Source organism: Paraburkholderia flava (genome assembly GCF_004359985.1).
GTDB lineage: Bacteria > Pseudomonadota > Gammaproteobacteria > Burkholderiales > Burkholderiaceae > Paraburkholderia > Paraburkholderia flava.
This window is the reverse complement of the sequence record NZ_SMRO01000004.1, coordinates 366,992-390,027: the sequence shown is the minus strand read 5'-3', so window position 1 is coordinate 390,027 and position 23,036 is coordinate 366,992. Positions and strand designations below refer to the sequence as shown.

20 protein-coding genes are annotated in these 23,036 nt (G+C 65.5%); 12 read left to right on the top strand and 8 right to left on the bottom strand.

What is annotated here, in order from left to right; genetic code table 11:
* Nucleotides 1-17: 17 nt before the first annotated feature.
* Nucleotides 18-1,121 (bottom strand): MraY family glycosyltransferase, encoded by a 1,104-nt coding sequence (locus E1748_RS29775; protein WP_133650893.1) that lies wholly within the window; start codon nucleotides 1,119-1,121, stop codon nucleotides 18-20.
* Nucleotides 1,122-1,336: 215 nt separating this feature from the next.
* Between E1748_RS29775 and E1748_RS29770 the strand changes: the two genes are divergently transcribed.
* Entirely contained in the window at nucleotides 1,337-2,965 is a 1,629-nt protein-coding gene (locus tag E1748_RS29770) for a methyl-accepting chemotaxis protein (protein WP_133650892.1), read from the top strand.
* Between the two features lie 138 nt (nucleotides 2,966-3,103).
* On the opposite strand, the gene E1748_RS29765 is transcribed toward E1748_RS29770, so the two are convergent.
* Nucleotides 3,104-3,589, bottom strand: coding sequence for a GNAT family N-acetyltransferase (locus E1748_RS29765; protein ID WP_133650891.1), 486 nt, complete (start codon nucleotides 3,587-3,589; stop codon nucleotides 3,104-3,106).
* A 320-nt stretch (nucleotides 3,590-3,909) separates the two neighbouring features.
* Here E1748_RS29765 and E1748_RS29760 point away from each other — a divergent pair, with 320 nt between their 5' ends.
* The 3 genes from E1748_RS29760 to E1748_RS29750 all read left to right on the top strand — a co-directional run bounded on the left by E1748_RS29760 (nucleotide 3,910) and on the right by E1748_RS29750 (nucleotide 6,844).
* Nucleotides 3,910-4,575, top strand: coding sequence for a GntR family transcriptional regulator (locus E1748_RS29760; RefSeq protein WP_133650890.1), 666 nt, complete (start codon nucleotides 3,910-3,912; stop codon nucleotides 4,573-4,575).
* The gene (locus E1748_RS29755) at nucleotides 4,559-5,818 is read left to right on the top strand and encodes a dicarboxylate/amino acid:cation symporter (RefSeq protein ID WP_166653652.1); all 1,260 of its coding nucleotides are present in this window, start codon (nucleotides 4,559-4,561) and stop codon (nucleotides 5,816-5,818) included. Before E1748_RS29760 ends, E1748_RS29755 begins: the two co-directional genes overlap by 17 nt.
* A 390-nt stretch (nucleotides 5,819-6,208) precedes the next feature.
* Nucleotides 6,209-6,844, top strand: coding sequence for a hypothetical protein (locus E1748_RS29750; RefSeq protein ID WP_133650889.1), 636 nt, complete (start codon nucleotides 6,209-6,211; stop codon nucleotides 6,842-6,844).
* 20 nt (nucleotides 6,845-6,864) lie between these two features.
* Here E1748_RS29750 and cynR read toward each other — a convergent pair whose 3' ends face one another.
* Nucleotides 6,865-7,791 carry a transcriptional regulator CynR gene (gene cynR, locus E1748_RS29745; protein WP_205965316.1) on the bottom strand — a complete coding sequence of 309 codons (927 nt, stop codon included), beginning with the start codon at nucleotides 7,789-7,791 and terminating at the stop codon, nucleotides 6,865-6,867.
* A gap of 162 nt (nucleotides 7,792-7,953) precedes the next feature.
* On the opposite strand from cynR, the gene E1748_RS29740 reads away from it, so the two are divergent.
* Nucleotides 7,954-8,280 (top strand): hypothetical protein, encoded by a 327-nt coding sequence (locus tag E1748_RS29740; protein WP_133650887.1) that lies wholly within the window; start codon nucleotides 7,954-7,956, stop codon nucleotides 8,278-8,280.
* A 79-nt stretch (nucleotides 8,281-8,359) separates the two neighbouring features.
* A complete protein-coding gene (locus tag E1748_RS29735) occupies nucleotides 8,360-9,541 on the top strand; it encodes an HPP family protein (RefSeq protein ID WP_133650886.1) in 1,182 nt (393 codons plus the stop codon).
* Between the two features lie 322 nt (nucleotides 9,542-9,863).
* Here E1748_RS29735 and E1748_RS29730 read toward each other — a convergent pair whose 3' ends face one another.
* Genes E1748_RS29730 through E1748_RS29710 form a run of 5 tightly spaced genes read right to left on the bottom strand, consistent with a single transcriptional unit; the run spans nucleotide 9,864 to nucleotide 15,228 of the window.
* Nucleotides 9,864-10,868, bottom strand: a complete 1,005-nt coding sequence (locus E1748_RS29730) for an SDR family oxidoreductase (RefSeq protein WP_240766856.1) — start codon at nucleotides 10,866-10,868, stop codon at nucleotides 9,864-9,866.
* A complete protein-coding gene (locus E1748_RS29725) occupies nucleotides 10,868-12,511 on the bottom strand; it encodes a GMC family oxidoreductase (RefSeq protein WP_133650885.1) in 1,644 nt (547 codons plus the stop codon). Before E1748_RS29725 ends, E1748_RS29730 begins: the two co-directional genes overlap by 1 nt.
* Nucleotides 12,501-13,163, bottom strand: coding sequence for a gluconate 2-dehydrogenase subunit 3 family protein (locus E1748_RS29720; protein WP_133650884.1), 663 nt, complete (start codon nucleotides 13,161-13,163; stop codon nucleotides 12,501-12,503). The genes E1748_RS29725 and E1748_RS29720 overlap by 11 nt, the downstream gene beginning before the upstream one ends.
* On the bottom strand, nucleotides 13,160-14,107 hold the full coding sequence (locus E1748_RS29715) for a hypothetical protein (protein ID WP_133650883.1): 948 nt from the start codon (nucleotides 14,105-14,107) through the stop codon (nucleotides 13,160-13,162). The genes E1748_RS29720 and E1748_RS29715 overlap by 4 nt, the downstream gene beginning before the upstream one ends.
* Before the next feature lie 2 nt (nucleotides 14,108-14,109).
* On the bottom strand, nucleotides 14,110-15,228 hold the full coding sequence (locus tag E1748_RS29710) for an enolase C-terminal domain-like protein (RefSeq protein ID WP_133650882.1): 1,119 nt from the start codon (nucleotides 15,226-15,228) through the stop codon (nucleotides 14,110-14,112).
* A gap of 228 nt (nucleotides 15,229-15,456) precedes the next feature.
* Here E1748_RS29710 and E1748_RS29705 point away from each other — a divergent pair, with 228 nt between their 5' ends.
* The 6 genes from E1748_RS29705 (at nucleotide 15,457) to E1748_RS29680 (ending at nucleotide 23,025) form a co-directional block, all read left to right on the top strand.
* Complete coding sequence (locus E1748_RS29705) at nucleotides 15,457-17,250, top strand: thiamine pyrophosphate-requiring protein (RefSeq protein ID WP_133650881.1); 1,794 nt, start codon at nucleotides 15,457-15,459, stop codon at nucleotides 17,248-17,250.
* Between the two features lie 43 nt (nucleotides 17,251-17,293).
* Entirely contained in the window at nucleotides 17,294-18,379 is a 1,086-nt protein-coding gene (gene coxB / locus E1748_RS29700; RefSeq protein WP_420819362.1) for a cytochrome c oxidase subunit II, read from the top strand.
* Nucleotides 18,376-20,373, top strand: a complete 1,998-nt coding sequence (gene ctaD, locus E1748_RS29695; protein WP_133650880.1) for a cytochrome c oxidase subunit I — start codon at nucleotides 18,376-18,378, stop codon at nucleotides 20,371-20,373. The genes coxB and ctaD overlap by 4 nt, the downstream gene beginning before the upstream one ends.
* On the top strand, nucleotides 20,370-20,975 hold the full coding sequence (locus E1748_RS29690; RefSeq protein ID WP_133650879.1) for a cytochrome c oxidase subunit 3: 606 nt from the start codon (nucleotides 20,370-20,372) through the stop codon (nucleotides 20,973-20,975). The genes ctaD and E1748_RS29690 overlap by 4 nt, the downstream gene beginning before the upstream one ends.
* Before the next feature lie 2 nt (nucleotides 20,976-20,977).
* Nucleotides 20,978-21,481: a hypothetical protein gene (locus E1748_RS29685; protein WP_240766855.1), complete on the top strand. Its 504-nt coding sequence runs from the start codon at nucleotides 20,978-20,980 to the stop codon at nucleotides 21,479-21,481.
* Between the two features lie 92 nt (nucleotides 21,482-21,573).
* Nucleotides 21,574-23,025, top strand: coding sequence for a c-type cytochrome (locus tag E1748_RS29680; RefSeq protein ID WP_133650878.1), 1,452 nt, complete (start codon nucleotides 21,574-21,576; stop codon nucleotides 23,023-23,025).
* Nucleotides 23,026-23,036: the final 11 nt, after the last annotated feature.

Below are 23,036 nucleotides of genomic sequence, written 5' to 3'. Positions count from 1 at the left end.
TCCACATCCGTTGTGACCTACGAACGCCGCCCCTTCCTCACCACCAACCACCTCGGCGACTTAAACCTCACAATACTCACATAAAGCCAGACATAAGTCGCCGCAAACACAACGACAAAGCAGAACAGATGCACGGTATGCCGCCAGAACAGCGTAGCCGGAACCACGGCGACCAGACATAGCAACCACAAATAAGGCGACGTCAGCGAATTACGCCGCGTCAGCTCGCGCGCGGTCCGCACCCCGACAGCCCAGCGCATCAGCCGCTTATAAACCAGCATGTGCAAATGCACGCCATCGGGAATACCCGGCGACATCCCGCGAATAAACTTCTTCCGGTAGATCGAGAAACACGTCTCGAAGATCGGATACATGAACAGCAGCACCGGGTACCACGCCGACACGTCGCGATTGCGCATCACCAGCATGATCGACAGTTCGGCCAGCATGAAGCCGATGAAGTACGCGCCGCCGTCGCCGAGAAAGATCAACCCCGCGGGGAAGTTCCAGATGAAGAAGCCCATCACGGCGCCCATCATGATCAGCGACGCGGACAGCACGATCGGATCGGACACCTGAAAGGCCACGTACGCAAGCGACGCGAACATCATGAACGCGACCATCGATGCGAGCCCGTTGAAGCCGTCGATGATGTTGATCGCGTTCGCCAGCGCCGCGACTGCGAGCACGGTCACCGCGCACGAAATGACCGCATACGTGAGCAGAAAATCGAGCGGCGGCACGCTGATGCGCGTGACCGCGATGCCGAGCAGGAAGTACGCGAGGGCCGCAGCGCCCATCGTGCAGACGAGTCGCACGAACGGCGATACGCGCTTCGTCAGGTCTTCCACGAGACCCGACGCGAACGCGGGCATGCCGCACGCGATCAAGCCGAGAATGCCGCCGGACACAGCAGGATAGGTGTGATGCAACTGCGCGGCCGACACGACAAGGCCGACAAGTATCCCCATGCCGCCGATGCGCGGCACCGGCCGTGCGTGGAATTTTTGCACGCCGGCCAGATCGGTGTCGGTCGAAAACTTTTCGTGCAGATGCGCGTAGCGCACGATCAGCAGCGTGACCAGCAGCGAAACGATAAATCCGAGCGCAAAACTAAGCATAAAGTGGCCGGCCAGAACGCAAACGCACGATTATACAAACGAATCCTGTCGGCTCCGTGGGGCATCGGCGGTAGCGTGCCGCATCCGCTATGGCCGTCTCATGGATATCCCCTATCGATCCGCAGCGCAGCTGCGCCGATATCCCGCTGAGGGACGCCGTGCCGGCGGCCTGTATGTACCACGCCATCACGCCATCGAGGACGGACGGAATCACTATGCTCAACAACGTTACCATCCGCGGAGGGTTGACCCTGATCATCTGCATCTTCGTCGCGTTTCTTCTGACGGTGATCGGGGTCGGTTACGGCGCGCTGAAGCACACCAGCGACGGTCTGCGCGATCTGCAGCGCAGCTCGGTCGAGCTCGCGTCGCTGAAGGCCAGCTCGGAGAAACTGCTGCAGGTGCGGCTCTCGCTCGGCAGCTACGAAACGCTCTTCAGTGTCGGCAAGGAGACGGACGGCCTGCTGGCTTCCGCGCACAAGATGCTGCTCGACTCGAACAACGATTTCCGCACGTACGCGGCCGGCCCGTTCGCGAGCGACGACGAGCGCAAGCTCGCGCAGGCGGTGTCGCAGGCGCGCACCGCGCTCGTCGAGCAGGCGATCGAGCCGGAGCACAAGGCGCTCGTCGACAACGATTTCAATACGTTCCGCACGATCCAGGGCGAGACCGCCGATCGCTACTACAAGACCTACGCGAAAGCGATCGACGCGCTCGAGCGTCTGCAGATGGACAACCAGCGCCGTGGCGCCGACGACGTCCAGCAGCGCTTCCGGATGTCGGTCCTGCTGTTCGCGGGCATCGGCGCGCTGGCGATCGTGATCGGCGTGGCGGCGCGCATGGCGCTGTCGGTGGCGCTGATCCGTCCGGTGAAGCAGACGATTTCGCACTTCGAACACATCGCTGCCGGCGATCTGACGATCGCGGTCGGTGAGCGTTCGCGCAACGAGATGGGACAACTGCTCGGCGCGTTGACGCGGATGCGCGACGGTCTCGTCGACACGGTCGCGAAAGTGCGCAGCAGCACGGGCGCAATCGCACACGGCGTGAAGGAGATCGCGGCGGGCAATCTCGATCTGTCGCGCCGTACCGAGCAGCAGGCCGCAGCGCTCGAGCGCACGGCGGCGAGCATCGAAGAGTTGTCGTCGACGGTGAAGCAGAACGCGGACAACGCGAAGGAAGCGAACCGTCTCGCGCACGGCGCACTCGATACAGTCACGCGCGGCGGCGAGGTCGTGCAGCGCGTGACGCAGACGATGGACGGCATCACCGAGTCGTCACGCAAGGTCACGGAGATCACGGGGATGATCGAAGGCATCGCGTTTCAGACCAACATCCTCGCGCTGAACGCGGCCGTCGAAGCGGCGCGAGCGGGCGAGCAGGGGCGCGGCTTCGCGGTGGTCGCGAGCGAGGTGCGCAGTCTCGCGCAACGCTCGGCGACGGCGGCGAAGGAGATCAAGGAACTGCTCGGACACTCGGCGGCGCAGGTCGAGCAGGGCGCATCGCTCGTCGTGCAGGCGGGCGGCACGATGAAGGACGCGATGCAGGCCGTGGAGCGCGTCACGCGCATCATGGGCGAGATCGAAGCGGCGGCCCGCGAGCAAAGCTCCGGTATCGAGCAGGTCAATCAGGCGATCACGCAGATCGATGAGGTGACGCAGAACAACGTCGCGCTCGTCGAAGAAGCGGCTGCCGCAGCGAAATCTCTCGATGAACAGGCGGAAGCGTTGCGCGAAGCGGTGGCGGTGTTCAGGATTAACGAAGGGCGCAGCGAAGCGGTGGTCGAGGTGCGTCGGGATGCAGCGCGGACAGTTGCGCCGGTCGGGGCACTGGTGCTTTCGTGAGTGCTAACACGGGTAGTGTCGCTTCACCGAGGCGACACTATCAAAATCGACTCCCCTGCATCGTGACGTCCAGCTTCCGCTCCTGACGTTCCACATACTCTGCGCCCGACAGATCACTTACGGCACGCAAGCTGCCCCTCACTCCACATCCGCCACCGGCTCCCCCGGCAGCACATAGTGCATCTCGTAGAACAGCATGTCGCCTTTCGACGGCAACTTGAAAGGCGGGTTCGACGATGCGAATCCCAACGCTTCGTAAAACCCACGCGCCGACTCCCTCGCGGTACACCACGCGAGCCGTCCGCCATGTTGTAGCGCGTGCTCGAGGCACTGCTTGATCAGCAGCCGGCCGAGGCCGTATCCTTGCAGACCTGTGTCGACGGCTACGCCGCGCAGTCGCCATTCGGTATCGCTGTGCGAGCGGGGCATCGCTTCATTGCAGATCGTCGCAACTGCGACGATCTGTTCGCTACGGTAGATGGCAAGATGCAACGTGGATGGATTATCGTCGCCGCGGAAGCGGCTGCCTTCGGTCTGTCCGTCGAGCAGCACCGCGCTGCGCAATGGTATGACCTGTTCGGCGGGAACCGAACGAACGGCAAGCAGTGTCTCGTAAGAGGCCATATTCGATGATGCGATGATGGGTTACGCAGCCGTGCGCTGCCGTTTTTTGAAATGGTCGTCGCGGACCGTCTTGCATACGTGACACGGCAGTGCGCGGGTCCGTATGCGATGCGATATGCAACATGGTTCGTAGCGAGCGAACTTACCGGGTCTTTCGGCATCGCGCAACCGCTGTAGCAGTAAGCGATGCAAGGCTGCATGCCGCCGCATCAGATTGAACAGCGCTACCTATCAAGAGAGGCAGGTGGCGCATTTCGCCCTTCACAGGGTACCCTTCATCAACTTCGTACAGCCGGACAACAAGTCAACTGAGATCTCAGATGCTCGGGACCGCACAATCCGATACCCAGATGGCGTATGCCCAGATCCGTTCGCGGATTCTGGACGGCCGTCTCGCACCCGGCGCCGCCGTGTCGCCGCGCAACATTGCCGAGCAGCTGACGCTCGGGCACACGCCGGTGCGCTCCGCGATCCAGCGGCTCGTGGTGGAGGGGCTGGTGGAGGTCGTACCGCGTAAGGGGACCTATGTCGCCGCGCCGACCATCCACGATCTGCGTGAAATCTTCGAAGTCCGGCTCGCACTCGAAAGCACCGCGGCCTACCTCGCCGCCGTGAATGGACCCACCGACGGTCTGACCTCCGTCGTCCAGCAGTTGAAAGACATCGTCGATACCGATTCGACCGATCTGATGACCGAGCAACGCATCGGCTGGGTGTTTCATCAGGAAATGTTCTCCGCATCCCGCAACGAGCGTCTGTTCACGACGTACAAGATGCTGCGGGTGCAGACAGGTCTCGCGCTCAACGAACTGCATCGCGACGATGCGACGACGGTTCGGCGGGGCACGCGCGAGCACCTGCTCATCTACGAAGCCATCCACGCGAAAAACGCTGATGCCGCCCACCGGCACATGTGGAATCACATCGTGGACGGCACCGACGCACGAATCAAAATAATCAGAGGAAGCGATGAATCACACACGTAGCCGGTTTCCCCTTCCCGCGCAGATGCTGACCGGCCTCGTGCTGGGCGTCATCGCGGGAATTTACGCGCCGACCGCGAGCGTCAAGTTCGCGTTTCTGTCGGTGATGTTCGGTCACGCGATCAAGATGGTCGTGTTGCCGCTGATCCTGCTGTCTGTCACGACGGGTGTGTTCCGGATGGCTTCGCAGGGCGGCAAGCTCGGCCGTACGGCGTTGCTCAGTATCCTTTTCTTCATCCTGATGACCTGCGTCGCGAGTTCGCTCGGTCTCGGTCTGAACATGCTGTTCCGCCCCGGCGTCGGTGCGAGCCTCGAGCACACGGCCACGCTGCCCGCGAATCTTGCCGGCAGCATCGACTGGACGAAGTTCATCGTCGATCTGATCCCGGCCAACATCGTCGATGCACTCGCGTCGGGTAATTCGCTGCCGGTGCTCGTGTTCGGCGTGCTGCTGGGTGCCGCGCTCGCGGCAGTCAAGGAACGCGCCGAGCCGATGGTCGCGGTGCTCGATTCGCTGCTGTCGGCGCTCTTCAAGATGATCGAGTGGATCGTCGCGCTGTCGCCGCTCGCTATTTTTGCGGCGCTCGCGTCGCTGCTCGCATCGAAGGGCGTCGCGGCGATCCTGCCGCTCGTCAAGCTGCTCGGCATCGCGTACCTGGGCATGGCGGTGCTCGCGGTGATCCTGTCGCTGATCATCAAGGCGATGGGCAAGTCGCCGTTCGCCGTCGTGCGGCAGGTGAGCGAGCCGCTGATTCTCGCGTTCACGACGCGTTCGTCGGAGATCACGTTCCCGGTGCACCTGAAGCGTCTGACGGAGATGGGCATTCCGTCGGGCGTCGCATCGACCGTGCTGCCGCTGTCGTACATCTTCAATCGCGACGGCGCCGTTCTGTACACGGCGCTCGCGGTCGGCTACCTCGCCGACGCCTATCACCTCGCGTGGAGCTGGCCGCTGCTGCTGACCATCGGCGTGCTGACGATCGTCACGATCGACGGCGCGGCGAACGTGCCGTCCGGTGCGATCGTTGCGATCACGGTGATCCTGGCGGCGATCGGTCTGCCTGCGGAAGCGGTGGTGCTGATCCTCGGTATCGATGCGTTCTTCGACATGGGCCGCACTGCGCTGAACGTGTATGCGAGCACGGTCGCGACGACGGTCGCGATGCGGATCGCGGGCGCAGAAATGGAGCCGGTGTCGGAGCAGGCGCGCGTCGGCGGGATCGGCACGTTGCGCAGCGATACGTGAACGACGCAGAACTGAATTGAGTCGAAGCGAGCTTTGGAACGACTGAGCCTGCCCGTCCGCGAGCATGCAGCCATAAGCAGCAGCCACGCGCGGCAGGAGCAGCAAGCAGAAAGAACGGGAAGTAAAGCAGGCAGGAACGAGTGGTTGACGCCAGTGTTGCGAGCACTGGCGCCAACCTGACCACGGAAGCGTAATAAGAGAGACACCCATGGCTGACCGTATTTTACGGGAACATCGACGTGACGCAGTCCGGGACGGACACGTCGCGACCGACCCTTCAGCGTCGTTTCATTCGTCGCGTAGCGGCGTCGCGCCCGGCCGCATCGGCAGCGGCTTGTGCGTGTCGTCCGGTTGCGTGTGCCAATCTGTCGACGGGGAGGCGAGACGCTCATGAAAGGCCGCGCTAACGGCATACGCCGCAAGACTTCCCCCACGTCGCTGCTGCGCTGCGATCTGCGCACCGAGTTGCGTATGGGTTTGCGACCCTCCGGTCGCGCTGCGACGGAACCGCACGTGATCGCGCGGCGTCCGTCGCCCGAGTCGTTCGATACCGGCGTCGTGACGCCCGTGCGTCTGCCTTTGCGGCAGGGCGCCGAAGCGGCGGACAAGTCGCATTTTCTCTGTCGCGACGGTCGTGCGCTGCCGCTGTACGGCTCGATGAAGGATGCCGCGCAGGGTCTGTACCTCGGTCTTTTTCACGGCCGCGACAACCTCGCTGCGTCGATGAACGAGATGGGGGCGCCAGGTCCCGCGATCGGTCCGTTGCTGTACGCGAGAACCGCGTACGCGGCGCATCTGTATCTGCGCTTCGTCGATCCGGCCACTGCGGGCCAGTTCTTCCCCGAGTTTCTCGCGGAGGCGGAGAGCGGTCCGTTCATGGGCATAGTCGACGAGATCCCCGTCGATCTGGCGGCCTGCACGGTTCCGTACGACGGACGCTTCTTCGGCGACTGGACGGTGTTCTATCACGACGCGTCGCAGGACGAATCGCGCGGCGAAAGTGGCACGCGCACGAGCCACCGATAACGTACGTTGTCGCGCGCAGTCTACGGCTGCGCGTGCCCCGCATGGCTCGCCACGTCCGCGAGCGCACCCGAGCTCAAAGCCGTCCGCAAGATGCCGGCGAACGCATCGGAGGCTGCCGAACGGTACGCTTCCTTGCGCCTGAGCAGCGCCACCGTGCGCGCCGGAAATTCCGGTGCGAGCGGAATGTACGCGAGTTCGCCGTGCTCGCGCCGCATCGCGCCGGGCAGCAGCGTCGCCGCGCTGCCCGCCTTCACGACCTGCAGCACCGCACTGATCGAATTCGCCTGCACGACGATGTTCGGTTCGATGCTGTGCGTACGGAAGTAACTGTCGGCGAACGCACGCGACACGAAACCGCGCGTGAGCAACGCGAGCGGAAGCGTCTGCAGCTCATCGAGTTCGAGCGGGGCGGTCCGGTCCGCGAGCGCATGCGACACGCTCGTCACGAGCGTCAGCTGTTCGAGAAACAGCGGCTCGACGTCGATTTCCTCAGAGCGCACCTCGGTGAAGCCGACCGCCAGATCGATCGCGTCGGTCTCGAGCGCGGACTCGATGTCCTCCAGCGACGCTTCCGTCAGTTCGATCACGATCCCCGGATGCAGCGCATGAAAATGTGCGACCAGCGGTCCGATCAGATATTCGATGAACGTCGGCGTGTACGCGAGCCGCAGATGTCCGCGCGACAGATCGCGGACGTCGTGCAGCGCGCGCTGTCCCATCTCCAGATTGCGCACCGCGTGCCGCGCATGCTCGATGTACGCGCGACCGAAGTCGGTCAGACTCACCATGCGTCCGCTGCGGTCGAAGAGCTGTCCGCCGAGTTCGCGTTCGAGCTGGCGAATCTGCTGCGACAGCGCGGGTTGCGAAACGTGCAGCGCGTCGGCGGCTCGCGTGAAGTTGCGGTGCTCGGCCACGGCGAGCATGTAGCGGATCGGGCGAAGCAACACGTTACGCTCCATAAGCAACTGTTATCGAATCGATTCGGATCACGTCTTGGACGCCATCGACGCGCCCGGACATAATCTCCGACGCTAAACGGTAGCCCGAGCGATGTCGCGACGCTGCCGGATTGTATGTCGAATGTCGTGAGCATCGGAGCAGGAGGGGGTATGGTCGTGATGACGATTGCCGCGCTCGCCGCTGTGGCGTGCTGCGTCGTCGCGACGTGTCTGCTGGCCGCGCTGCTGCCCGACGAGGTTGCGCAGAGCAGCGCGCGCAACGGCCGCCACGCGTATCTCGGCGAACCCGACGAGGTCAGCGTGCCCGATTGTTCGCCTGACTGCTCACCCGCCAATCGCCCCGACCGGGGCGCCGCACGCCGCGCACTACGCAGCGGCGTCACGGCGCGGGAGCGGGCAGCCCGCGCGATCGCGCTGCGGCAACGCGTCGGCAGGCTGGGTGGCTGGGCGATGGCGTCGTGCAGGCATTCGAGATGACAATCGCTGCTTCATAGACATCGCTGGATTTTCGAACCCGCCGATCCCTTTCCACTTTCCTCGTTTTCGCGACCCGATCTTGTCCCGTTCCGTTGTTGTCCGCTGGCTTCTCCGTTTCGTTCCCATTGCTGTCCACGTTGGCTGGCGGGAGCGTGTGCGCGCGTGCATCGGCGCGCTGTTCGGCATCGCGTTGACCGGCGCCGCCACGTATCTGCTGATCGGGCCGGGCACGCCGATTCCGCTGCTGGTCGCGCCGATGGGCGCGTCCGCCGTGCTGCTGTTCGGCGTGCCGGCGAGTCCGCTCGCGCAACCGTGGTCGATCATCGGCGGCAATCTCGTGTCGGCGACCGTCGGCGTCGCGTGCGCGGCAGCCATTAACAACCCTGTGCTGGCGTCGGCGGTTGCGGTGGCCTGCGCGATCTGTGCGATGTTCGCGCTGCGCTGCGTGCATCCGCCATCAGGCGCCGTCGCGTTGACCGCGGTGCTCGGCGGTCCGACGATTCACGCGATGGGTTACGGTTTCGTCATCGAGCCGATTGCGCTCCAGTCGGCGGCGCTGCTGTGCGGCGCGCTCGTCTATCACGCGGTGACCGGGCATCGCTACCCGCATGCAGCGGCGGCGCCTTCCCCGAAAACCCATACGCCGACCGTGCAGGCGACCGATTCCGCGTTCACGCGCGAGGATCTCGACGCGGTGCTGAACCGCCGCAGCGAAATGCTCGACATCGACCCGAACGATCTCGAATCGCTGCTGCGCGAAACGCAGCTGCAAGCCTACGGGCGAACCTTCAACGAGCTGACCTGCGCGGACATCATGTCGCGCGACGTGGTCGGCATCAAGCCGATGACGACCGCCGGCACCGCGCTCGACCTGCTGCAGCGTCATCGCGTGAAGGCGCTGCCGGTGATGGATGCGGCGCAGCGTCTGGTCGGCATCGTCACGCGCGACGATCTGATCGGCACGCGCACCGGAACACGCGCGTTCGCCGGGCGCAGCACCGCCGCGAAGATCGTCGAACGCTGGTTCGTCCGGCGCGATGCGAGTCTCGAGGTGCCGGTCGGCGCGTTGATGACCACCCGTGTCCGCACGATCGACTCGACGATGCCGATCGCCGGCCTGGTCCCGCTCTTCGCCGACAACGGCCACCATCACGTGCCGGTGCTGGACGTGCGGAAACAACTCGTCGGAATCGTCACGCAGGCGGATGTCATTTCCGGTCTGTATCGACAGACCCGGGCGCAGCAGCGACGGGTCGCCTGACCCCGGGGGACCGGCCGCGGTGAACGTGGCCGATTGCAGGATCGTGCGGCACAACGCTTGCCGCCCTTCGTGAAAGCTCTTTCACGAAGGATGCCGCAATGAACAGCCCGCACGATCAATTCACGATGCGGGACCCCACGAAGCAATATCCTCAGCCCGAGTTTCTGCGCCAGCCGCAATCGCCGCCTGGACTCGCAGGAGTCGAGCTTCGTCACGGGCGAGGTGTACGGTGTCACAGGGGGAAATCACCTGCCGTGATGATGTGAGAAACAACCGCGCGAGCCAACATTACAAGTCCGCGCGGAAAAACATGACCTGCAGGTTATCGCCTGCGACAAACCAGCCACGCCCCCACCGCACCGCACACCGCCAGCGACCCGAGCACCGCATTGCGATGCATCGTGAACCACAGCGCGGGACTCGTCCCCGTCGCTTCGTCGTCGAACCGTCCGTGGGTGCGATGCAGTTGCGCGACTGGTTGCCACAGGTTCGACGGCGCATCCGGCGCGCGCGGAACCTGACCCTGCTGCGCACGATAACCGGTGCGCCCGAGGTAATGATCGAGCCACCCCGGCACGAGCTTGTTCGCGACGATCGCCTTGAACGACGACATACCGACCGCCACTTCGCGACGCCGATGCATCGCGGCCCACACGATCGCGCGCGCGGCGACCTCCGGCTGAAAAATCGGTGCAACCGGCCGCGCGACGTGCGGCATATGGTTGTCGGCCCAGTCGAACTGCGGCGTATTGAGCGCGGGCATCTGCACCATCGTCACGTGCACGCGGCTCTTTCGATGCAGCAGCTCGCAGCGCAGCGCGTCGGTGAAACCTCGGATCGCGTGTTTCGCGCCGCAGTACGCGGATTGCAGCGGAATCGACCGGTACGCGAGCGCCGATCCCACCTGAACGATCGCACCATGATTGCGCGCGGTCATGCGTTTGACCGCGGCCATCGTGCCCCACACGAACCCGAGGTACGTCACGTTCGTCACGCGCGCGAATTCGGCAGACGTCATCGATTCGACCGGCGCGAAGACGGTGACCATTGCGTTGTTGACCCACACGTCGATCGGTCCGAGTTCGTCTTCGATGCGCGCAGCCGCGTGTTCGACCGCATCGGCGTCGCTGACGTCGAGCGCGATCGGCAACGCTTGCACGCCGTGCGAACGCAGTTCGTCGGCGACGGTGTCGAGCGCGGCGGCATCGCGCGCGATCAACGCGACGTTCGCGCCTAGCTGCGCGAATTCGAGCGCGGTCGCGCGGCCGACGCCTGCGCTGGCACCCGTCACGACGACGGTGCGCACCCGTTGCGAATGACTGGCCATCATAGTTCTCCTCGCGCGGCGAGCGCTTCGATGCGATCGGCGGTGCGGCACGCGATCGCCTGAATCGTCAGCGACGGATTCACGCCGCCGACCGTCGGAAACACCGAGCCGTCGCAGATCCACAGATTGCGGATGTCCCAGCTGCGGCAGTCTGCATCGACGACGCTCGTCGCCGGATCGTCACCCATGCGCGCGGTGCCGTTCAGATGACAGGTGTCGTCGGGCTGTTCCCAGATGTCGTGCGCGCCGGCCGCATCGAGCGCACGGCCCATGAAGCCGAGCGAATGCGCGATCAATCGCCGGTCGTTATCGCACAGCGAATAGCTGACGCGCGCGACGGGCAGACCGGCTGCGTCCTTTTCATCAGCGAGCGTCACGCGATTGCGTTCCTGCGGCATCATCTCGCCGACTATTTTCAGTCCGGCCTGATGGTTGTAGCGACGCATCTCGTCGACCAGCGCGCGGCCCCACAGACCGCGGCTATTCTGCGTGTCGGCCCACGCGTTCGGCAGCGGTCCCTGGCTCATATAGCAGTAGCCGCCGAAGAAATCTTTACCCGTGTCGTTGTAGTTCCAGTGCTCGGTGATCGACAGCGACGGCGGTCCCTTGTACCAGCGGACCTCCTCATCCATCGTGCCCCACACGGCCTGGTTCGCCTGCACCATCAGGTTCTTGCCGACGAGTCCCGAACTGTTCGCGAGGCCGTCGCGATAGCGGTCCGTGGCGGACATCAGCAGCAGACGCGGCGTTTCGATCGCATAGCCGGCGACGACCACATTGCGCGCGCGCTGGAACTGCCAGCGTCCTTCGCGCAGATACTCGACGCCGGTCGCACGGCCCGCATCGTCAACAGCCACGCGACCGACCATCGCGAGATCGCGGATCTCCGCGCCCGCGCGCAACGCGCGCGGCAGCCACGCGACGAGCACGCTTTGCTTCGCGTTCGTCGCGCAGCCCGACACGCAGAAGCCGCGATACGCGCACGGATGCGCGAGACCGCGCGGCGCGGACAGCGTCGCGAGCGGCGTCGGTGACCAGTCGATACCGAGCGCCTCCGCGCCGCGCGCGAGCACGAGCGCCGCCGCATTCAGCTCGTGCGCGCGATACGGATAGCGCGGCCGTTTCGGTCCCCACGGATAGTTGACCGGCCCCGAGATTTTCAGCGCGTCTTCGACATACGCGTAGTAACGCCACATCTCGCGCCAGTCGAGCGGCCAGTCGGCGCCGTAGCCGAGCACGCTGCGCGACTTGAACCACTCGGGCCGAAAGCGCAGCGACACCATCGCGAAATGCACCGTGCTGCCGCCGACTGCCTTGCCGCTGTTGTTGGTGCCGAGCTTCAGCGGGTTATCGCCGTCGCAGATGCGCTCGTCGGTCCAGAAGAGTTTCGACTGATGCGTTTCGTCGGACGCGAATTCTTCCAGCGGACGCCACCACGCGCCTGCATCGAACGCGACGACGCTAAAGCCTTTTTCGGCGAGCCGGCATGCGAGCGTGCCGCCGCCCGCGCCGGTGCCGACGATCGCGAAGTCGACCGCTTCGTCCTGCGGATACTCGCGCATCGGCACCCAGCCGTTTTCGACGAACACGTCGGGTGCGCGACCATTCTTGCCGCGCGGATGGTGAAGCGCATCATCGAGCACGCCGGTTCTCCCTGCGCGCGGTTGCGTCGCCGTGTTCGTCGCCTTGCGCCGCTTCCCACGGATCGCGCCGGTCGAAACCCATCCGCACATAACCGCGCGGATTTGCCGGTCCGCCGAAGCCCATCGCGTTCCACGCATACGGATGCGAGTAATACGCGGCACAGATGTCGTGCAGCACGCGCTGCGTGAAGAACAGCGCGCATGGCATCCGCTGCCACGCGGCGGACGTGAGCGCGCCTTGCTGCATCGCGTGCAGCAGCGCGCCGCGCAGCACGTCGTCGAGATCCGCGAATGGTGAGCCGTGACGGCTACGGCTTTCGTCGTCGAGTGCGGCGAGGCCGATACGCCACGCTTCGTCGAGACGCGGCAGCGACTCATGACGATAACCGTCGCCATGCCCGCTCGCGATCTTGCGATCGACCAGCGCGGCGACCGGCGCATGCGGCTCGCCCGCCGGTTGCGGCACGATGCATTCGCACAGCGCGTGCAGTGTGCGCCATTGCGCGGGATCGCAGAACGCGGGACGGTCGTCGATCGCGAGGCGTTCGTCGAGGACCGCGTGCGTCGCGTCGTCCCATGAAGGCGAGTCGTGTTTGCGCAGCACGTCATAGTCCGGATAGCGCGGCAGCGGTTTATTCACGATTCCGGTCATGATTCCCTTTCCCTCAGACGAAGTGCGGCGAGTCCCGCGATGGCGAGCGCAGTGAAACCCGGCGGCGCGGGTAGCGGCGGCCCGTTGAGCAGGTTCTGCGTCCAGTTGCGCCAGCCGCCCTGGCTGCGCGCGACACCGCGCGCATGAAACGCAGCGCCGATACCGCCGAGCGCAGCAGTCAGGCCGAGCCATACGCGCGTGAACCAGCGCGGCCGCGGCGGCGCGAGTGCGGCGTGTGCGAGCAGCAGCGCACCGAGCGGCGGCACGACCAGCGGCGCGACCATCGCGGGATGCTGGAACGCGCCACGAAAATGCAGCAGCGCGACTTCACCGACCGTCCCGACGAGACCCACACTCGCGAGCAGCGCGAGCGCCTGGCCGGCCGGCATGCCGAACAGCTGCGGATCGATGGCCGGTTCGTCGCGCAGCTGTTCGCCGACCGCGCCCAGCGCGCCGGCCAGCAGCAGCGACATCGGTGCGCCGAGCGGCGCCCCGTAGAACAGGTTCTGCCAGCTCCAGCCGCCGGGCCGCTTCGTCACGTTGTACAGATGAAAACCGGTACCCGCGACGCCGGCTGCGGCGGCTGCGAGATAGATCGCATGACGCGCGCGATGCGTGCTCGCGCGAGGGTCGCGGCCGCCGTGCAGCCCTGCGAGCATTGCGCACGTTGCGGTGACGAGCGGCGTGTACATACCGGGGTTATTGAACGAACCGCGATAGTGTTCGATCGCGCTGTCGGCGAGCGCTGAAAACGCAAGCAGCGCGGACCCGTGATTGAAACCGCGCGCGGCTTCGATGTGCGCGTGAACGGCGGGTGCGGGAGTGGGCACGACGTCACGTAGCGAACGCGCACGCGTCTTTCCGCGCTCGCTTCGCGCGGCAACCGCTGTCGCGCCGGACAACGCGCACAGTGCGCCGATCAGTAACAACGGTGGCCGCGTCATCGTCATCCTCCGCTCGTGACCGCATAGCGCTGCGCGTCGGCGCGTTTGAACTCAAGCCCGCAGCCGGGGCGCGACAGATCCGGCGCGATTGCGCCGTCGCGCGGATGCGGTGCGCCGTCGAACAGCATCGACTCGATCCGCACATGATCGTGGAACCACTCCTGATGCACGAGGCTGCGCGCGGCGGTAGCCGCATGAAGATGCAGCGCGGGCGCGCAGTGCGCCGATAGCGGAATGTGCGCGGCGTCGCACAGCTGCGCGACCTGCAGAAAGCCACTGATGCCGCCACAGCGGCTCGCGTCGGCCTGCAGTACATCGACGGCCTGCGCATCGAGCATGCGGCGGAAGTAGTCGGCGCTATAACCGTATTCGCCGGCCGTGATCTGCATGCCCGCAGGCGCGCGGCGGCGCACGGCATGCAGGCCGGCGAGATCGTCCGACGATACCGGCTCCTCGAACCATTCCACTCCATCGGCTGCGAAGACCTCTGCATAGCACAACGCGGTCTTCGCATCGAACGCGCCGTTCGCATCGACGAACAACCCATGCGAGCCGATCGCCGCACGCGCCGCGTGAACCCTTGCGGGATCGCGCGCAGGTTCGCTGCCGATCTTGATCTTGACCCACTGGCAGCCGTCCTGCTCGACCCATCCCGCGAGCTGCGTCTGCATCCGGCTGTCGCTGTAGGTTGTGAAGCCACCGCTGCCGTAGATCGGCACCTGCGTGCGCGCGCGGCCGAGCAGCGTCGCGAGCGGCACGCCGAGACGCTTCGCATGCAGATCCCACAGCGCGCAATCGAGTGCCGATAACGCGGTGGCGACGAGCCCGTCGCGGCCGAGATTGCGAACGTGCTGCTGTAGCCGACGCATGAGCGCCGCGATGCCGGCCGGATCCTCGCCGATCAGCAACGGCGCGAGCGTCGCGCGGATCAGGTTCGCGACGCACGCATCCGTATACGTGTAGCCGAGACCGGTCGCGCCGCCCGCGTCGATTTCCACGACGACGAGCGTCGTCGCGTGCCATGCGAACGTGCCGTCGGCTTCGGGCGCGTCGGTCGGGATCGTGAACGCGTCCGCGCCGACACGGGTGATCGTCGATTCGGATAACGAAGAACGGGTCATCGTCGCAATGTCCGGGGAAGGGAGCAACGAACAGAAGCGCAACGGCCAGGACAACAGTCGTCAACCGCGCTGCGTTCCATTCAAGCAAGCGACGTACCGCAGGTTTACCGGACCGATCCGACTGTAATCCGACCGCAATCCCACCGTAACCGCACGCGCATTCCCGGGCGCGGCGATTGCTGTGCTGATCGCGTTCATCACGTTCATCCATCCCGCAGGAGTAAAGACATGGCGACCACCGTAGGCGACTTCGTCGTCGAGAGACTGCATCAGTGGGGTATCCGGCGCATGTTCGGCTACCCGGGCGACGGCATCAACGGCGTGCTCGGTGCGCTGAATCGTGCGGAGGGCAAGATCGAATTCGTGCAGGCCCGTCATGAGGAAATGGCGGCGTTCATGGCGAGCGCGCACGCCAAATTTACCGGCGAGCTGGGCGTCTGCCTCGCGACGTCGGGGCCGGGTGCGTCGCATCTGCTGACGGGGCTCTACGACGCGCGGATGGATCACATGCCGGTGCTCGCGATCGTCGGGCAGCAGGCGCGCGCGGCGCTCGGCGCGCATTACCAGCAGGAACTCGATCTTCTGTCGATGTTCAAGGACGTCGCCGGCTCGTTCGTGCAGCAGGCCAGTGTGCCGGCGCAGGTGCGTCACCTGATCGATCGCGCAGTGCGCGTCGCGTTGTCCGAGCGCTGCGTCACCGCGGTGATCCTGCCGAACGATCTGCAGGACCTCGAATACACGCCGCCTGCGCGCAAGCACGGCACTGCGCATTCGGGCATCGGCTACTCGCGGCCGACGGTCGTGCCCGTGCAGGAAGATCTGGAGCGTGCGGCCGCTGTGCTGAACGAAGGACGGCACGTCGCGATTCTCGTCGGTGCGGGCGCGCTCAACGCGACTGACGAAGTGATCGCGGTCGCCGACCGCCTCGGTGCCGGCGTCGCGAAGGCGCTGCTCGGCAAGGCGGTGCTGCCCGACGATCTACCGTGGGTGACGGGCTCGATCGGCCTGCTCGGCACGAAGCCGAGCTACGAGATGATGACCACGTGCGACACGCTGCTGATGATCGGTTCGGGCTTTCCGTATTCCGAGTTTCTGCCGAAAGAGGGCGACGCGCGCGGTGTGCAGATCGATCTGAAGGCGGACATGCTGAGCCTGCGCTATCCGATGGAAGTGAATCTGGTCGGCGATGCGGCGACGACGTTGCGCGCGCTGCTGCCGCTGCTGCAACAGAAGACCAGCGACGCATGGCGTTCGCGCATCGAGCGCTGGACGGATCGCTGGTGGCGCACGCTCGACGAACGCGCGCACGAAAAAGCGGAGAAGGGCGTGAACCCGCAGCGCGCGTTTACCGAACTGTCGCCGCGTCTGCCCGACCGCGCGATCCTCACCAGCGATTCGGGCTCGTGCGCGAACTGGTATGCCCGCGATCTGAAGATTCGTCGCGGCATGATGGCCTCGCTGTCCGGCGGGCTCGCGTCGATGGGCGCGGCCGTGCCGTATGCGATCGCCGCGAAGTTCGCGCATCCGGATCGTCCGGTGATTGCGATGGTCGGCGACGGCGCGATGCAGATGAACAACATGGCCGAGCTGATCACGGTCGCGAAGTACTGGCGTCAATGGGCCGATCCGCGCTGGATCTGCATGGTGCTGAACAACGAGGATCTGAATCAGGTCACGTGGGAGCAGCGCGTGATGGAGGGCGACCCGAAGTTCGTCGCGTCGCAGCAGATTCCGAACGTGCCGTATCACCGCTTCGCCGAGATGATCGGTTTGCGCGGGCTCTACGTAGACGATCCGGAACAGTTGGGCGCCGCATGGGAAGACGCACTCGCCTCCGATCGTCCGGTCGTGCTCGAAGTGAAGACCGATCCCGAAGTGCCGCCGCTGCCGCCGCACGTCACGCTCGATCAGGCGAAGGCCTTCACCCGCACGTTGATGGAAGGCGACCCGCAGGAGCGCAGCGTGATTGCGAATACCGCGCGTCAGGTGATTGCGTCGGTACTGCCTGGCGGAAAGAGCTGACCGCGCGCGTGGTGAGCCTGCAGGAACGAACGGAACAATGGACATGGCGGAGACGCGACAACCCGGCATGCGGTGCGCTGAACCGATGACGGCGGACGCGTCGCGGCGCGTGCGTGCCTGCACATGTGCGCTCGCGTTCGCGGTTGCGTTGCTCGTGTGCGATGCAAGCGCACACGCCGCGCCGCTCGATTACTTCCTGCACGCGGCCGGTGCCGCCGCCGAGCCGACGATGCATCTCGGCTGGGCGCTTGCCGCGCTCGCGGTTCTGATCACGATCATCGTCGGCGGATTGCTGGCGGGCGCGCTGCTGCGCCGTCGTCCGCATGCCGAGCCGTCGAGTCTGCACGGCGAGGGCGGCGGCCTGCGCTGGGTGTGGATCGGCACGGGCGTCTCGTCGGTCGCGCTGTTCGCGATACTCGTCTACGTGCTCGTGACACTCGAATCGGTCGCGTCGCCGTCGCACCGTCCGACATTGACGATCACCGTCACCGCGTACGACTGGTGGTGGAAGATCGACTACGCCAATGACGACAACGCGGCGCACGTCACGACGGCCAACGAGATCCACATTCCGGTTGGCGAACCCGTCGACATTCAACTCAAAAGCGCGGACGTGATCCACGCGTTCTGGGTGCCGCGTCTCGCGGGCAAGACGCAGGCGATTCCAGGCGTCGTCAACAAGCAGTGGATCGAAGCAGATCAGCCCGGCATCTATCGCGGCCAGTGCTCGCAGTTCTGCGGCGCGCAGCACGCGCACATGGCATTCGAAGTCGTCGCACAGACGCGCGGCGATTTCGACGCGTGGCTGGCGGCGCAGGCGAAACCGGCTGCGGTCTCGACGGCGGCGAACACCGCCGACATCCGCGCCGGCCAGCACCTGTTCATCGAACGCTGTGCAGGGTGCCACACCGTGCGCGGCACCGACGCAGCCGGCGTGCAGGCCCCCGATCTGACGCATCTCGATTCGCGCCGGCTGATCGCTGCGGGCACGCTCGTCAATACGCGGGAGAACCAGCTCGACTGGATCCGCCACGCGCAGCGGATCAAACCCGATTCGCTGATGCCGTCCATCGCACTCAGCGCCGCCGAAGCTGCCTCGCTGTCCGCTTATCTGGGAACGCTCCAATGAACAGCCACGTCCGTTCCGTCAGCGCATCGCACGCCGTTCCACTCGACGAACGCGTGGCGGTCGTCGGTCGAATCGAACGCGGCAGTGCAGCGGAAAAACGTTTGCACGATCTATGGGAAACGCAGCCCGGCTGGCGCGGCTGGTTCTCGAGCGTCGATCACAAGACGATCGGCCTGCGCTATCTGGTGACCGCGTTTATCTTTCTGCTCGCGGGCGGCGTCGAGGCGCTGCTGATGCGCGTGCAGCTCGCGCGTCCGAACGCGACCGTGCTGACCCCGGAACAGTACGACCAGCTGTTCACGATGCACGGCGTCACGATGATTTTTTTGTACGCGTTACCGGTGCTGTCGGGTTTTTCGAACTACCTGTGGCCGCTCGTGCTCGGCGCGCGCGACATGGCCTTTCCCAGATTGAACGCGCTGTCGTACTGGGTGTTCCTGTTCGCCGGGCTGTTCCTGTACGCGAGTTTTCCGTTCGGCGAGGCGCCGAACGCCGGCTGGTTCAACTACGCGCCGCTCGCGGGACTCGAATACGACAGCGGACCGAACATCGACGTGTACGCGCTCGGCATGGTGCTGCTCGGCATCTCGACGACGGTCGGCGCGATGAACTTCGTCGTCACGTTTCTGCGGATGCGTGCGCCCGGCATGTCGCTCGACCGGGTGCCGGTGCTCGTGTGGGGCACGCTCACCGCGTCGGGTGCGAATCTGCTCGCGGTGCCGTCGGTGAGCCTCGCGTTTTTTCTGCTGTGGCTCGATCGCCGGATCGGCACGCATTTTTTCGACGTGATGAACGGCGGTCGCGCGTTGCTCTGGCAGCACCTGTTCTGGATTTTCGCGCATCCGTGGGTCTACGCGGTCGTGCTGCCGGCGATGGGTATCGTGTCCGATGCGTTGCCGGTGTTCTGCCGGAGACCGCTCGTCGGCTATGTGCCGGTCGCGATGTCGACGGTCGCGACGATGGTGGTCGGCTTCGGCGTGTGGATCCATCACATGTTCGCGACCGGCATTCCCGCGCTCGCGCTGTCGTTCTTCGGCGCGGCGAGCATGGTGATCGCGATTCCGAGCGCGATCGCGACGTTCGCGTGGATCGCAACGATCTGGACCGGCCGTCCCGTGTGGCGCGTGCCGTTCCTGTATTTCGCGGGCTTTGTGCTGCTGTTTGTCGTCGGTGGATTGTCCGGCGTGCTGACGGCGGCCGTGCCGTTCGACTGGCAACTGACGGACACCTACTTCGTCGTCGCGCATCTGCACTACGTGCTGCTCGGCATCAACGTGTTTCCGGTGATCGGCGGCGTCTACTTCTGGTTTCCGAAATTCACCGGACGGATGATGAGCGAACGGCTCGGCCGGATCGGCTTCTGGATTCTGTTCGTCGGCTTCAACGTCGCGTTTTTTCCGATGCACATCGCGGGGCTGCTCGGCATGCCGCGACGCATCTACACGTATCCGGCCGACATGGGCTGGAACACGGTGAACATGGTGACGTCGATCGGCGCATTCGTGTTCGCGGCCGGCGTGCTGGTGTTTCTCGTCGATCTGCTGATCAGCCTGCGACGCGGCGCGCCGGCCGGCGACAACCCATGGGATGCACCGACGCTCGAATGGACCGTGCCGTCGCCGCCACCGCCGTACAACTTCGCAGTGACACCGCGCATCGCGAGCCGTCATCCGCTGTGGGAGACGCGCCTCGACGGCGAGATGCGTTCGCAGCTCACGACCGGCTACGTGCTCGACAACGGCCGCGAAGCGCTCGGCACCACCGCGCTCGACGGCGAACCCGATGTGATCCTCAAGATGCCCGCCGATTCGTACGCGCCGTTCTGGCTCAGTGTCGGCGCGACGGGTGTGTTCGCGGCGCTCGCGTTGCGGGTGCCGTGGTTCGCGGGCGCGATGCTGCTGCTGTGCGCGGCGTCGATCGTCGTGTGGTTGTGGCCAGAGCGGAAGCTGGCGCAGCGAGGTTCGCTGCAGGCGAATGAAGGGGGCCAGTCATGAGCGACACATTGCCCGGCTCCGTCGAATTGCCGGTCGGCAGTGCAGGCGAGCGCTCCGGCGGATGGTGGGGCTGTCTCACGCTGATCGTGACCGAGGGTGCGCTGTTCGGCTATCTGATCTTCTCGTACCTGTACCTCGCGATGCAGACCACGCAATCGTGGCCGCCCGAAGGTCTGCCCAAGCTCGGACTCGGCTCCGCGAATACGGCGATCCTGTTGTCGAGCAGCGTGTTCGTGTGGCTCTGCGAGCGCTGCGTGCGGCGCCGCAGGCTGCGTTGGGGCGTCGCATCGATGGCGGTCGCGATCGTGCTCGGCGCGGTGTTCATCGGTATCCAGCTGAAGGAGTGGCACGACCATCCATACGGCCTCACGACGCAGCTGTACGGCTCGCTGTACTTCACGATCACCGGCTTCCATATGGCGCACGTCGTGGTCGGGCTCGTCGTGCTGTCGTTCCTGCTGCTGTGGACCGCGCTCGGCTATTTCGACGACGAACGCTACGCGCCGCTGACGATCGGCGGGCTGTACTGGCATTTCGTCGACATCGTGTGGCTGTTCATTTTCACGACGTTGTATCTGACGCCCTACGTGTTGAGGAGATGACGGTGACTGCAGAGCGAAGCGACCGGCCATCGACGTCGACGAATGCTCGCGGCGAAGCGTCGCCCGGCGAAGTGTCGTCCGGTAATGGCGACGGCGGCGCGTACGCGAGACGTCCTGGCGGATGGGCGTTGCTGGCAGGGCTGCTGCTCGCACCGGCCGCGTGGTTCATGCAGACCGACGTCGCTCAAACGCTTGCCGCGCAGATCTGCTTTCCTCACGAGCGGCCCGTCGCGTCGCCTGCACTGCCGTGGCTGATGCCTGCGCTCGTGGCGTTGTCGGTGGTCGCGCTGGTGATCGGGCTCAGTGGCTTCGGCATCGCGTGGCGCAACTGGCGTCGCACGCGCGAACTCGCTGCCGCGCTCGCCGCGCATCAGCAAGTGGCCCGCAACGCGGCACGCGACTGCTTTCTCGCGCGCGTCGGGACGATTTCGAGTGCGTTGTTCATGTTCGGACTCGTCGCAGCCGATGCGGCGATGCTGATCGTGTCGCCGTGCGCGGGAGGGTGACGGCGATGACGCGCGCGACGAGGGCGACGACGAAGCAGTGCGTGCAACGACGAGCGAAGTCGTGCACGCGGCAGCGTACATGGGAGCCGCGCATGCGCGTCGCGCGCGAGAGCGGGCGCGCGTTGCTTGCGCTTGTCATTGCGATCGCCATTCCGGTAGCGGCAGTGGTCGGTGTAGCGTTGTCTTCCGCACAATCGCGATCGTCGCCCGCGCCTGCCGTGGCACCGCAGGCGACTTCCAGCAGCACCGGTGCCGATGCGAATACTCGCGCGAGAATTGCAGACCCCGCGGACGCCGCAACAGCCGCCGACGCCTCCACCAACCTGATCGCCCGAGGCGCCTACCTCGCGAAAGCCGCCGACTGCGCGGGCTGCCACACCGCCGCGCCGCGCGCAGTCCCCGGACACACGCCCATACCCGCATCGCCGTTCGCCGGTGGACTCGGCATGGGCTCGCCGTTCGGCACGATCTACTCGACCAATATCACGCCGGACCCGAACGCGGGCATTGGCCGCTATACGTACGACGATTTCGCGCGCACGTTGCGTCACGGTGTGACGCCGGACGGCAAGCGACTCTATCCGGCGATGCCGTTCCCGTCGTTCGCAAAAATCGACGACGCCGACATGCATGCGCTGTACGCGTACTTCATGCACGGCGTGCAGCCGGTCGCGACACCGGCGCCGTCGACCCGTCTGCCGTTTCCGTTCAATCAACGCTGGGCGCTGATGTTCTGGAGCTGGGCGTTCGCGCCTGGCGACCGCTTCAAGCCGCGCGCCGACCGCGACGCGCAATGGAATCGCGGCGCGTACCTCGTGCAGTCGCTCGGCCATTGCGGTGCGTGTCATACGCCGCGCGGCCCGGCCTATGAAGAACTCGGCTATGCGGAAGGCTCGCGCTTCTATCTGACGGGCGGCAACAACGATCACTGGTTTGCACCGAACCTCACCGGCGATGCCGGCGCGGGCCTCGGACGCTACTCCGCGCAGGACATCGCCGCGTTCCTGAAGACCGGTCACGGCGGCGGGCTCGTCACGTTCGGCAGCATGGTGCAGGTGGTCGAGGACAGCACGCAGTACATGAGCGACGACGATCTCGCTGCGATCGCGGGGTATCTGAAGAGTCTGCCCGTGCGCGCGCCGTACGCGCACTACGACGCCGGTTCGCATGCCGCGCAGCAGACCTCGCTCGCGTTGAAGACCGGCGACGTGCAGCGGCCCGGTGCGGGCATCTTTCAGAGCGACTGCGCGCGCTGTCATCGCGCGGACGGCATGGGCGTCGCGCAGAAGTATCCGAGGCTCGCGGGCAATCCGGCGGTGCTCGCGCCCGATACGACCTCGCTCGTGCGATTACTGGTCGAAGGGGGCGGCAGCCCGCACACCGAAACGGGGCCCGCGTCGCACGACATGCCGTCGTTTGCCGGCAAGCTCACCGATACGGAGATGGCACGCGTGCTGACCTTCGTGCGGACGACGTGGGGCAACGATGCCGATCCGGTGACGACGCGCGATGTGACGCGCACGCGGAGTGCGCTGCATAAGTGACGCGGCACATG